This is a genomic window from Streptomyces araujoniae, from assembly GCF_050871195.1.
In the GTDB taxonomy this organism is placed as follows: Bacteria; Actinomycetota; Actinomycetes; order Streptomycetales; family Streptomycetaceae; genus Streptomyces; species Streptomyces bacillaris.
Window position 1 is genome coordinate 2,881,748 of the sequence record NZ_CP194070.1, and the last position, 11,620, is coordinate 2,893,367.

Annotated in this window: 9 protein-coding genes and 1 riboswitch; of the genes, 1 reads left to right on the top strand and 8 read right to left on the bottom strand. The window is 70.6% G+C overall.

The genetic code is table 11. The features are described from left to right. Positions 1–3 precede the first annotated feature (3 nt). The 4 genes from ACQ9ZG_RS12195 to ACQ9ZG_RS12210 all read right to left on the bottom strand — a co-directional run bounded on the left by ACQ9ZG_RS12195 (position 4) and on the right by ACQ9ZG_RS12210 (position 4,492). Positions 4–483: an FtsB family cell division protein gene (locus tag ACQ9ZG_RS12195; protein ID WP_084995012.1), complete on the bottom strand. Its 480-nt coding sequence runs from the start codon at positions 481–483 to the stop codon at positions 4–6. A gap of 110 nt (positions 484–593) precedes the next feature. Beyond that, positions 594–1,874: a phosphopyruvate hydratase gene (eno, locus tag ACQ9ZG_RS12200; protein WP_018492839.1), complete on the bottom strand. Its 1,281-nt coding sequence runs from the start codon at positions 1,872–1,874 to the stop codon at positions 594–596. 358 nt (positions 1,875–2,232) lie between these two features. Next, positions 2,233–2,949 carry a transglycosylase family protein gene (locus tag ACQ9ZG_RS12205; protein WP_028417623.1) on the bottom strand — a complete coding sequence of 239 codons (717 nt, stop codon included), beginning with the start codon at positions 2,947–2,949 and terminating at the stop codon, positions 2,233–2,235. Positions 2,950–2,954: 5 nt separating this feature from the next. Next, a riboswitch (cyclic di-AMP (ydaO/yuaA leader) is annotated at positions 2,955–3,148 on the bottom strand. A gap of 291 nt (positions 3,149–3,439) precedes the next feature. Then, complete coding sequence (locus tag ACQ9ZG_RS12210; protein WP_499280464.1) at positions 3,440–4,492, bottom strand: transglycosylase family protein; 1,053 nt, start codon at positions 4,490–4,492, stop codon at positions 3,440–3,442. A gap of 43 nt (positions 4,493–4,535) precedes the next feature. On the opposite strand from ACQ9ZG_RS12210, the gene ACQ9ZG_RS12215 reads away from it, so the two are divergent. Beyond that, the gene (locus ACQ9ZG_RS12215) at positions 4,536–4,697 is read left to right on the top strand and encodes a hypothetical protein (protein WP_499280465.1); all 162 of its coding nucleotides are present in this window, start codon (positions 4,536–4,538) and stop codon (positions 4,695–4,697) included. A gap of 3 nt (positions 4,698–4,700) precedes the next feature. Here the strand turns inward: ACQ9ZG_RS12215 and ACQ9ZG_RS12220 are convergent, their stop codons facing one another. The 4 genes from ACQ9ZG_RS12220 to ACQ9ZG_RS12235 form a co-directional block, all read right to left on the bottom strand. Next, positions 4,701–6,002, bottom strand: coding sequence for a cytochrome P450 family protein (locus ACQ9ZG_RS12220; RefSeq protein ID WP_109914959.1), 1,302 nt, complete (start codon positions 6,000–6,002; stop codon positions 4,701–4,703). Between the two features lie 262 nt (positions 6,003–6,264). Then, positions 6,265–7,272 carry a nucleoside triphosphate pyrophosphohydrolase gene (locus ACQ9ZG_RS12225; RefSeq protein WP_109914962.1) on the bottom strand — a complete coding sequence of 336 codons (1,008 nt, stop codon included), beginning with the start codon at positions 7,270–7,272 and terminating at the stop codon, positions 6,265–6,267. A 113-nt stretch (positions 7,273–7,385) separates the two neighbouring features. After that, the gene (locus tag ACQ9ZG_RS12230; RefSeq protein ID WP_109914958.1) at positions 7,386–8,042 is read right to left on the bottom strand and encodes a SurA N-terminal domain-containing protein; all 657 of its coding nucleotides are present in this window, start codon (positions 8,040–8,042) and stop codon (positions 7,386–7,388) included. A 213-nt stretch (positions 8,043–8,255) separates the two neighbouring features. After that, positions 8,256–11,270 (bottom strand): FG-GAP-like repeat-containing protein, encoded by a 3,015-nt coding sequence (locus tag ACQ9ZG_RS12235; protein ID WP_109914957.1) that lies wholly within the window; start codon positions 11,268–11,270, stop codon positions 8,256–8,258. Positions 11,271–11,620: the final 350 nt, after the last annotated feature.

Consider the following 11,620-nt stretch of genomic DNA (forward strand, 5'->3'; position numbering starts at 1 on the left):
GGGTCAGTCGCCGTCCTCACGGTCGGCGTTGTCCACACCGTCCCAGAGGTTGGAGTGCCAGGGGCGGTGGCCGGAGCCCGGCTCCCCCCGGCGGTCCTCGGCCGCGTCGGGATCGGCGACCGTGAAACCGGTCTCCCCGGGGAGGACGTAATGGAGGTGCTGGCGGGCCAGCCGCACGATGTACGCGTCGTCCTGGAGCCGCGCCTTCTCGTCCCGCAGCTCCTCGGTGCGCACCTTCGCCTCCTGAGCGAGCCGCTCCTGCTCGGCGATCTCGTCGCGCTGGGAGACGTACTGGCGCATCGGGTAGGCGAGCGCGACCACCAGGGAGCAGACCACCAGCGCCAGGAAGGCGGCCCGGCCGGTCAGCCGGGAGCGGCGGGCCTGACGGCGGTTCTGGGAGCGGTAGACGCGGGCGGCGGTCTGCTCGCCGAGCACCCGCAGCCTGGTCGCGGTGGAGAACCGGTCGCGGTCCTTCCCGGCCATGTCTCCCGCCTCCCCGTTACGCACGTCCGTCCCCGCACACGGTACGGGACCGGGTGCGGGGACGGACGGAGGCTACCGTCTTACGGCTACGGGTCAGCCCCGGGGGCCGGTCAGCCCTTGAAGCGCGGGAAGGCGGAGCGGCCCGCGTACACGGCGGCGTCGTCGAGGATCTCCTCGATGCGCAGCAGCTGGTTGTACTTGGCGACGCGGTCCGAGCGGGCCGGGGCGCCGGTCTTGATCTGGCCGCAGTTCACGGCGACGGCGAGGTCCGCGATGGTGACGTCCTCGGTCTCGCCGGAGCGGTGCGACATCATGCACTTGAAGCCGTTGCGCTGGGCCAGCTCGACGGCGTCCAGGGTCTCGGTCAGCGAACCGATCTGGTTGACCTTGACGAGCAGGGCGTTGGCGGAGCCCTCCTCGATGCCGCGGGCCAGCCGCTCCGGGTTGGTGACGAAGAGGTCGTCGCCGACGATCTGCACCTTGGCGCCGATGCGGTCGGTGATGACCTTCCAGCCGGCCCAGTCGTCCTCGTACAGGGGGTCCTCGATGGAGACCAGCGGGTACGCGGAGACCAGCTCCTCGTAGTACTCGGTCATCTCGGCGGCCGAGCGGGACTTGCCCTCGAACTCGTAGACGCCGTCCTTGTAGAACTCGGACGCGGCGACGTCGAGCGCGAGCGCGATGTCGCGGCCCGGGACGTAACCGGCCTCCTTGATGGCCTCGACGATGAGGTCCAGGGCGGCGCGGTTGGACTCCAGGTTCGGGGCGAAGCCGCCCTCGTCACCGAGTCCGGTGGACAGGCCCTTGGTCTTGAGGACCTTCTTCAGCGTGTGGTAGACCTCCGCGCCCCAGCGCAGGGCCTCGGAGAAGGACTCCGCGCCGATCGGCGCGATCATGAACTCCTGGATGTCCACGTTGGAGTCGGCGTGCGAGCCGCCGTTCAGGATGTTCATCATCGGAACGGGCAGCAGGTGCGCGTTCGGGCCGCCGAGGTAGCGGAAGAGCGGCAGGTCGGATGCCTCGGAGGCGGCGTGGGCGACGGCGAGCGAGACGCCGAGGATGGCGTTCGCGCCGAGCGAGGCCTTGTTCTCGGTGGCGTCCAGGTCGAACATCGCCTGGTCGATGAGGCGCTGCTCGGTGGCGTCGTAGCCGACCAGCTCCGGGCCGATCTGCTCGATGACGGCGAGGACGGCCTTCTCGACACCCTTGCCCAGGTAGCGGTTGGGGTCACCGTCGCGAAGCTCGATGGCCTCGAACGCACCGGTGGAGGCGCCGGACGGAACAGCAGCACGGCCGGTGCTGCCGTCGTCGAGGCCGACCTCGACCTCGACCGTGGGGTTGCCCCGGGAGTCGAGGATTTCCCTGGCTACGACGACGTCGATGGACGGCACGAGGCATCTCCTTCTGGGATATGACACTGGTTGTGCAGGGTCACTGTGGCCTTGCGACACGAGCCTAACCGGCCCGGCCGCGTCAGTCGGCCGACCGCCCGCCTCCTGGGACGAAAAAGGACCCAAGGACCCGCATGACGGGACAAAACTCCAGAAATCTACTGGCCGGTAATAAGCGCTGCCGACAAGAGGTGAACGCATCCCCGGCCGGAGGAGCCCCTCGGACCCCGGGAACGCGGGCCCCCCACACGGACATGCCCCGGCCCGGCGCGCACGGGGGGAGTAGCGCGCCGGGCCGGGGAGCCGTGCGAGGGAGGGTGCCGCCGGACCCCCTCCCTCCGGGGAGGAGACGCTGCGGTTACTTCAGGTGCAGCTGCTGACCCGGGTAGATCAGGTCCGCGTCCTGGACGATGTCGTCGTTGAGCTTGAAGAGCTTGCTCCAGCCGCCCTTGACGCCTTCCTTCTGAGCGATCTTGCTCAGGGTGTCACCGGCCACGACCTTGTACTCGCCGTCGCCCTTCTTGACCTTCTTGCCGGTCGGCGTGGTGACGGTCTTCTTGGAGCTCTCGGCCTTGGGGGCGGCCGGGGCGGTGCGCTGCTCGCTGCGCGTGGTGGGCTGCTCGGCCTTGCGCTCGGGCTGCGCCTTCTGCGTCTTGGCGGTGGACTGGCCGGAGCCGGTGCTCACGCCCGGGTCCACGCCGTCGTTGGTGAGACCGCCGGCACCGGCGCAGGCCCAGGCGCCCGGACCCTGCATGTCGAGCAGGCGCTCGGCGGTGGCTATCTGCTGGCCCTTGGTGGCCAGGTCGGCGCGCGGGGCGTACTGCGTACCGCCGGCGGCGGCCCAGCTGGACTGCGAGAACTGCAGCCCGCCGTAGTAGCCGTTGCCGGTGTTGATGGACCAGTTGCCACCGGACTCGCACTGGGCGACGGCGTCCCAGGTGGAGACGGAGGCGGCGGAGGCGTTGGTGGCGCCCATCAGCGGGACGGCCACGGCGGCACCGGTGACGCCGACCAGGGTGGCGAGACGGGTGGCCTTGGACGGGCGGCGGTGCTTGCCCTTGCTGTTCAGCAGCATGGAACGAATCTCCTCACCGACGCCTACGAGGTGAGCTGTCGGGTTCGGACTGATGAGTTGCCCGGCCGCGCGACCTTGCGCGCGGCTTCACCCCAAGCCGGTCCCGTACGTTCCCGTCTCCGTCCTGGACGTCGACGAGGCCGTGCGGACCCGGCGGCCTACCTGGGTCCCCCGCTCCTGCCTACGGCGCTTTACGCGTCTGTTCCCTCCGACCGACGGCAGGATTCGGCGTGACGGTCGACGGGGCCCGCGGTGCGAGCGGCTCCGACCGTAAACACAGGCAACCCCGACATTCAAAGACGGACATAGCGCCCCAATCGAGGCTTACCGCCTGACCTTGACGGGCCGTTTCCGCAGGTCGGAGGGGATCTCCGCCGAGCGGGCGGCCATGACGTGCCAGTTGAAGCAAAGAGACCCATGTCTCACTTACGCATAAGTGGACATAGGCCTCTGAACTGCCCTCGATTTTGAGGTGTTTCGCCGGGTTCGATCAGTTGGCGGCAGGCGCCTCGGCGGCCTCGTCGGCGGTCTCGCCGGCCGCCGCACCGGCACCTTCCGCAGCGTCCTCGCCCAGCCCCAGGTCCAGGCTCTGGCCGGGAAGGATCAGGTCCGGGTCGGAGCCCAGAATGTCCTTGTTGGCCTCGTACAGGCCGGTCCACCCCTGGGGAAGTTCCTGTGCGTCAGCGATGGCCCAGAGGTTGTCGCCGGGCTGCACGGTGTACCCGCCCCCGGCGACCGCGCCGCCGTCCCGCGCGTCGCCCGCACCCCGCGAGGCGTGCCGGCCGGACTCACGGGGGCCGTCCTCGCCCACCGCCCCGGTCTCCTCGGGAGCCGGGGCGCCCCGGTGCTTGCCGCCGCCGGAGCGGTCGGGGATGGAGGGCCGGGAGGCGTCGGGGGAACCGGCCTCACCGGCCTTCCCGGTCTTCCCGGTGGCGGGCGGGGCGGAAGACTCACCGGAGGGGTCGAGCGCATCGCTGCCGCCGCCCGTCCCGTCCCCCTTCTCGCCCGTGCCGGTGCTGCCGGGCTTACCGCCCACGCCAGTTGAATCCTTTTCACCGGACTCTCCCGCTTCACCCTTTTCATCCGCTTCGTCCGCCGGAGCGGTCGTCGGGTCCTGGGTGGGGTCGGCGGAGGGCGTCGTACCGGGGTCGACGCCGGGCAGGCTGCCGTCCACCGCGAGGCCCGAGATGACCGCGCAGCTCGGCCACGCCTGCGGACCCTTGTCCGCCAGGACCTTCTCCGCGACGGCTATCTGCTGCGAGCGGCTGGCGAGGTCGGCCCGCTCCGCGTAGGCGGTGCCTCCGTACGCCGACCAGGTCTCCTGCGAGAACTGGAGCCCGCCGTAGTAGCCGTTGCCGAGGTCGGCACTCCACATGCCGCCGCTCTCGCACTCCGCGACCCGGTCCCAGGTGGTGGCGTCGGCCGCGTGTGCGCCGGTCGCGCCGAGGAGCGGAAGAGCGATGGCCGATCCGGTCACCCCTGCGGCGACGACGATGGCGGGTGCCTGACGAGGGCGGCGGTGTCTGCCGTTCGCGGAGCCCATGGAGTTTGCCTTCCGTGCGACTGACAAGCAGGAACTGAGGAGCATGAAGCTGATGCGCGTGGGCGTGGAGCCGTTGCGCGTGCGCGTGGCGCAGGTTGCGCAAGTGACGGACGGGCCAACGGTGAACGGCCGGCCGACGCGTCGAACCGTGAACCTAGCGGGACTCGAACGCATGTCACAAGTCGGTGCAGCGCAGATCACGTGAAAGTCACAGAGGTGACAGCGTGTCACCTTCCCCGAGCCGGCGTCCCGGCTCGAACTGCACCGGCAGCGTGCGCAGTCCACGCATGATGAGCCCGCCGCGCCAGCGCAAATCGGCAGGTTCTGCCGCAAGTCGCAGGCCAGGAAGGCGTTTCAGCAGCGTCGCGACCGCCGCCTGGCCCTCCAGCCGGGCCAGCGGCGCTCCCAGGCAGTAATGGATTCCGTGACCGTAGCCGAGATGCTGATTGTCACTCCGTGACAGATCGAGCGTGTCCGGATCCGTGAACCGCTCCGGGTCCCGGTCCGCCGCCGCCAGCACCACCAACACCGGATCCCCGGCCGCGATCTCCTGCCCGCCGAGCGTCAGCGCCTCGGTGGCGTACCGCCAGGTCGCCAGCTCCACCGGCCCGTCGAACCGGAGCAGCTCCTCGATCCCGGTGGCCAGCAGCGCACTCTCGCCGGCTGCCAGCGACTCTTCGAGCCGGGCGCGCTGTTCGGGATGGCGCAGCAGGGCGTACGTACCGTTCCCGATCAGATTGACCGTCGTCTCGAACCCGGCGAAGAGCAGGATGAACGCCATCGCCGCGGCCTCGTTCTCGGTGAGGTGCTCGCCGTGGTCGCTGGCCCGGATCAGCCCGGAGATCAGGTCGTCGCCGGGGTTCTCCCGCTTCCGGTGGATGAGTTCGGCGAGATAGCCGCGCATCTTCTTCACCGACCGCGCCACCCCGCCGCGCGGGCCGCCGCCGTGGCGGATCATCATGCCCGCCCAGTCCCGGAAGTCGTCCTGGTCCTCGCGCGGGACGCCGAGCAGATCGCAGATGGCGTAGATGGGGAGCGGGAAGGCGAAGTCGTGGATGAGGTCCGCCTCCCCCTTCTCGACGAAGTCGTCGATCAGCCGGTCGGTCAGCTCCTGCACCCGGGGCGCGAACTCCGCGACCCGGCGCGGGGTGAACGCCTTGGATACGAGCCGGCGCAGCCGGGTGTGGTCCGGCGGGTCGATGTTGAGGAGATGCGTCATCAACTCCGCCTTGCGCTCCCCCGGGATCCCCGTCTTCCCCTTGGCGGCCGCGGACCCCGCGTGGTTCGCCGGATCCTTGGAGAGCCGCGCGTCCGCGAGCGCCTGCTTGGCATCCCCGTACCGCGTCACGAGCCAGGCCTCGACCCCGCTGGGCAGCGCGGTGCGGTGCACGGGGCTGTGCTCCCGGAGCCAGGCGTAGGCGGGGTAGGGGTCGGTGGCGAACTCCCAGGTGAAGAGTTCGGGGGCGCTTTCGGGGGCTGCGGTGCGGGGGCAGGCGGGGGTGTCGTTCACTCCACGACCGTATCGGGCGGGGTGGCGGTGGCCGCGCGGAGCGGGGGAAGGCCTCCGTCCGTCGTGGCCGGCACCGGCACGCGCGGCCGTGGGAGGTCCGCGAGGATCCCCGGGGTCAGCCCGTGCTCGCCCCCGTGGCCTTCCAGGCCGTCCAGCCACCGTACGGCGGCAGTTGTCCACGCCGACCGCCGTGTCCTTCGGCACCTCCCGTCCGTCGGGCCCGCCCGTCCCCGCCCTTCACGACGCCCCTGATGGGGCCGTACTAACCCGCCCCGCCCTCCGCCGCCACGATCGCGTCCCGGTAGGCGCGGGCCGCCGCACGGAGGGCGGCCTCCGGGTCGGTGCCGGTCGCCTCGGCGGCGACGGCCAGGGCGAGGAGTTCGTAGCCGATGGTGTCGCCCGTGGGGAGGGGGACGTCGAGACCGGCCGTGCGGGCGCGGCTGCCGAGCTTGGCGGCGAGGGCCAGGCCGGGCTGGCCGAGGGGGACGCCCTCGGTGACCGAGGTGCGCTGCTTCTCGATGGCCTTGGTGCGGAGCCAGTGGGCGTGGACGTCCTCCGGGGTCTCGGCGGTCTCGTCGCCGAAGACGTGCGGGTGGCGGTGGATCAGCTTCTCGACGAGGCCGCCCGCCACGTCGTCCACGTCGAAGGGCTCCTCGGGGTCCTCCTCCGCGATGCGCGCGTGGAAGACGACCTGGAGGAGTACGTCTCCCAGTTCCTCGCGCAGCTCGGTCCGGTCGCCGTCCTCGATCGCCTCGACCAGTTCGTACGCCTCCTCGATGGCGTACTTCGCGAGGCCCCGGTGCGTCCGCCGCGAGGTCCACGGGCACACGCGGCGGATCCGGTCCATGACCTGGACCAGGTCCAGGAGGCGGGCGCCGGGGAGGTCGTACGAGCCGGGGAGCAGTTCCAGGTCCGGCATGGCCACCCGGCCCGAGCCGCCGAGCCGGGCCAGGCCGTCGGTGAGGGGCTGGTTCCCCTCGCCGCCGGTCAGGACCACCACCGTGCGGCCCCCCGCGCAGGCGTCCACCAGTTCACCGGCCGACGGGGCCGCGTGCTCGACGTGGACGCCCGCCTCGCGGAGGTAGGGCAGCTGCGGGTGGTCCGGGTCGGCGCACAGGACCCGGTCGGCGGCGTGCAGCGTCTGCCAGGCCGGCCAGGAGAGCAGGCCGGGCGCGACCCGGTGGCTGGCGGTGAGCAGGACGATACGGCCGGGGCTGTCGGGGTGGCCGGGCGTGCCGGAGGTGTCGGACGCGCCGGGGGTGCCGGGGATACCGGACGCACCGGGGCTGCCGGGCGTACCGGAGGTGTCGGGAGTGCCGGGGGCTTCAGCGTTCACCCCGTCGAACCTACCCCTCGGCCCGCCGCCCCGGCCGGGGTCCCCGCTCAGGCGCCCGCCTGCGGGTCCTGCGGGGCGAACTCGGTGACCTGGGTGATCCACGGGGCCTGGTAGTTGCCGAGCTGCATCTTCTGGTCGTCCCAGGCGCCGAAGCGCGGGTTGACGTCGATGTCCAGCGCCTTCGACGCCTTGGTCAGCGCCTCGCCGACGACCTGCTGTCCGGCGGGGGTGCCGAGGTCCGCGCCGAGCGCCTTGGCGAGCTTCGGCAGCAGCACCTCCTGGCGCATGTCGTTGTCGATCTGCTCCGGGGCGACCCACCGCTGCTGGAGCATCATCGCCCGCAGCTGCTCCTCGCCGCCCGCCTGGGCGCGGCTGGCCGTCCGGGCCTCCTGGATCTCCTTGCGGGTGACGGTGACCCCGGCGTCCTCGGCGGCCTTGTCCAGGATGCGGCCGAAGATCAGCCCGTGCAGCTTGGCCCGGTTGAGCTGGCCGGACTTGTTGACCAGCTGGGCCGCCTCGGGCGAACTCTCCTGGGCGGCGCGGACGTCGGCCGCCTGGGCCTGGACCGCCGAGACCTCGATCCGCTCGCCGCCCACGACGGCCGCGGCCCCGGGGTGGGCCTCGTTGCCGCAGGCGGCCAGGAGTGGGGCCGCGAGCAGTACGGCGGCGGAGACGGCGAGCGCGGTGCGACGACGGCGGTGCAAAGGAGCCTCCCGGGGAGAGTTTGTGCATCGGTGCACAAGCCTTGCGGTGATCGATGTTAGGCAGTGGATGTGATCGGTGCCACTGATTCGACCAACGATTCGGACAAGTCCCGGGCACGCAACGCCTCCCGGTACCCCGTACGCCCCGGAGCGGGGTGCTCCGGGGCGTACGGATCGCGGGGTGCCGCGGGCTCACCGCTCAGGCGGTGCTGGTCAGTTCAGGGCACGGAATCCCGTCAGGCCGGAACCGACAGCGTTGCCGCCGCCCTGGATGTTCGGGTAGAAGAGCAGGCTTCCGGCGGAGTTGGCAGCCCAGACCGAACGCTTGCCGTCACCCAGCACATCCGGTACCGAGGTGACCAGCGGACGGGCGGTCGTGGTCCAGCCGGTGCCGATCTGGGTACGGTCGCCCGAGGCCAGGCCTTCGCCCTGCGGTCCGGTGCCGGTGTAGAGGTAGAGCTCGCCGGTCGCCGTCTTGCGGGCGAGCAGGTCCACATGGCCGTTTCCGGTGGTGTCGCCGGGAGCCATGATCTCGTAGCCCGACCAGCCGCCGTCGCCGATGAGCACCGGCGGCTGCTCCAGGTACTCGTCGAGGTAGCCGGAGGGCGAGCCGAAGTACAGCCAGAGGTGGTCGCCCTTCTTGACGAGCAGGTCGGGGTAGGCCGGCCGGTCGTCAGGACCGATCGTGCCGTCTCCGTCGAGGTCCAGCGGGCCGTCGACATCGCCGATGGCCAGGATCTGGTCCGCGCCCTGCCAGTGGTCGTTCTCCGGCTCCCAGACGTTCAGCTCACGCGTGTCGGCCGTGTCGATCCCACCGGCGCCGTCGTTGGCGTGGACCCACAGGCGGTCCCGCCGCTCGGTGGTGTCCTGGGTCTTGACCAGCAGGTCCTCGAAGCCGTCGTCGGTCCAGTCGCCGCGCCGGGTGGTCTTGCTGCCCTGGTAGCGGCCCGGCGCGGAGGCGGGCTCGCTCGCGCGGACGGCCCTTCCGGTGCCGTCACCGAAGAAGCGCTGCAGGGTTCCGGCGCTGTCCACACCCCACAGGTCGGGGTGGCCGTCACCGTTCAGGTCGCCCGCCTTGTCGGGGACGGCCGCGCCGTTGACGTAGAACAGGTACGCCTGGACGTCGGACTTGTTCTTCGCTCTGTCGAGGCTGCGCGCGTACAGGTAGTGTGCGCCCGCCTTGACCGGAGTGAGCTCGGCGGTCACGCTGCCGTTGGTCGCCGCGGGGGTGAGAGTGCGGACGGTCGGGTCCACGGTGGACCAGTACTCGTACGACTCGATGTCCTTGGCGCCGCCGGCGGTGAGGGTGAACCGGCCCTTGGTGCGCACCGGGCTGGTGTTCGCGGGCCAGCCCGCGTCACCGTCGGGGAACTGGATGGAGCTGACACCTGGTGGAGTGCTCGGGCGCTCGGGGACGAAGACGAAGCGGCAGCCCGGAGTTCCCGCGGCGGGTACCCAGCCGGAGAACAGGCTGCCGTCGTTGGCCTGAGCCTTCCACGAGAAGTTGCCCTTGGCCGTGGCGATGTGCGGCTTCAGCGTCGTCTTGTCGACCTTCAGCTTGGCCACGGCTCCGGAGGTGATGGCCACGGTCTTGTCGACGATCATGACGCCGTCGGGGTCGTCATTGGGGTGGTGACCGGTCGCCCAGAGGTGGAACTTGACGTTGACGGTGCCGCCGTCGGGGTCACTGCCCTTGGCCGTCAGATACACGTCGGTGTCCCCGATGGCGCCGTACGGGGCGACGTTGCACGCCGTGCTGTTCTTCGTACTGGGGACGGTGTCCAGGTCGGACGGCGCGGCGGGCGGCGAGTTGTACTCCGTGGAGATCACCGCGGTCTTGGCGTCGAACTTCTTCCAGCCGAACGTGTCGGTCTCGCTCGCCCGGAGGCCCAGGGTGATGGTGTTCAATTTGCCTGCCGCGGCCTTCTTGGCCGCGTCGAGCGTGGAGAACTCCAGGTTTCCGGCCGGGCAGCCGGACGACCAGCCCTTCGAGTCGGTCACCGTCTGCTGCTTGGTGCTCCAACTCGGCTGGTTGTTCCACGTGGTGGTGGAGCTGATCTTCCCCGTCAGGTAGAGGTCGACCGGCTTCTTGGTGCAGGACCAGGAGTGGGTGTTCTTGATCCGGAAGGTGGACTTCACGATCGTCTTGCCGTGCAGGTTACGGGTGTCCATGGTGTAGAACGAGCGCCAGGTGCCGCCGGTGTCCGACTCGTAGCCGACACGGGAGACGTTGTCGGTCTTGTTCCAGTACGCCGTCGTCGGGTACTTCTTGGCGACCGCGGCCCAGTTGTTGCGCGCCCCGGAGACATACGGGTCGATGTGGACCGGGTACACCGTGTCCGCGGCGGTGAGCAGCTCCTCGTCAGGGGTCAGCTTCAGTTCGCCGCCCTCGACGACCGCGGGCATCGCGGCTTCCTTGGCCCCCACGGCCGAGACGAAGCCGTCTTCCTCGACGGCCGGTTCGGCGGACGCGGCGGGTGCCGCGAGCGCCGCACTCGCTGAGCGCAGCCCCATGGGGGCCGGTTCCGCGGCGACACCGGAGCTGTCCCACATGACCGGCGTCGGCGAGGTGAAGACCTCCTGGCCCGCCGGGTTGACCGCGGTGAGGTTTCCCGCCCGGTCGGTCTTCGCCTCGACCCCTTCGGCGTCCAGCGGGTAACTGAGCCGCTTGAGCTGAGGGTGGGCGGCGGCCTTGCGGCTCTTCACCACGAGGAGCTGCTGGAATCCGGTGACGCTCGCCCGCAGCTTGAGGTCGACACCGGGCAGCACCTCGGCGTACGTGGCGGTGTCGCCGTCGAGTTCGGGCTCGGGGAGCTCGCCTCGCCAGCCCAGCGACATGCTCCGACCGTCGCGGGTGATGGTGGCCATGTTCGCGTCCCCGCCGCCGGAGAACCCGATGCCGACGGCTGTGGCCTTCGGGTGGACCGTCCCGTCCTTGCCCCGGACCAGCGTCGGGTCGGCGGCGACCAGTGCCCCGTTCTGCCGCACGCGGATCGGGACGGCGTGGATCTCCTCGGTGAAGGTCCCCGAGGGGTTGGCGAACGTGCTGGAGAACTCCGTTCGGCCCGAGGTCACCTCGACGCGCTTACCGGTCTCGGCCGCGCGCAGGGCGGCTCGCTCGGTCTCCGGCCGCTCGATCCCCGTCTCGCTGTCCACGGCGACGGACGGCGACGCGAGGGCCGGTACCGCGGCGGCGGCCAGACCGACCGCGACAGCGGCAGCGACCACGGGGCGCGACCCTCCGCGTCTGCGGTGACGTAGCGATTGAATTCCCAAAACTCTTCCCTCCCCAGGCCTTTGACGCACTGTCGGTAAACAGGTGCCAGAAGGCGCGCCGACATCCCGCCACCGGCAAGGGGGATGCGGTTAATCGACAGAACCCGAAGGAGGGTAATGGCCCTGCCCGAATCGACCCACACCGGGCTGAATTTTAATCACATTTTGCCAACGATCTCCCGAATGCTCACCTAAACGGGGCGATATAGGCAACTTGTCCGCATTTGCGACGAGCGGAAAGATCGTAGCGTTCCCTCCGTTTATCTGTTCTTCACAGGGGTGGGAATGAACTTTCCTTTGAC

Excerpts from the sequence above, each read along its gene's own strand:
- ACQ9ZG_RS12215 (WP_499280465.1), top strand. The coding sequence starts at position 4,536 with ATGAAGCTGATGCGCGTGGGCGTGGAGCCGTTGCGCGTGCGCGTGGCG.
- ACQ9ZG_RS12205 (WP_028417623.1), bottom strand. The coding sequence starts at position 2,949 with ATGCTGCTGAACAGCAAGGGCAAGCACCGCCGCCCGTCCAAGGCCACC.
- ACQ9ZG_RS12210 (WP_499280464.1), bottom strand. The coding sequence starts at position 4,492 with ATGGGCTCCGCGAACGGCAGACACCGCCGCCCTCGTCAGGCACCCGCC.
- ACQ9ZG_RS12195 (WP_084995012.1), bottom strand. The coding sequence starts at position 483 with ATGGCCGGGAAGGACCGCGACCGGTTCTCCACCGCGACCAGGCTGCGG.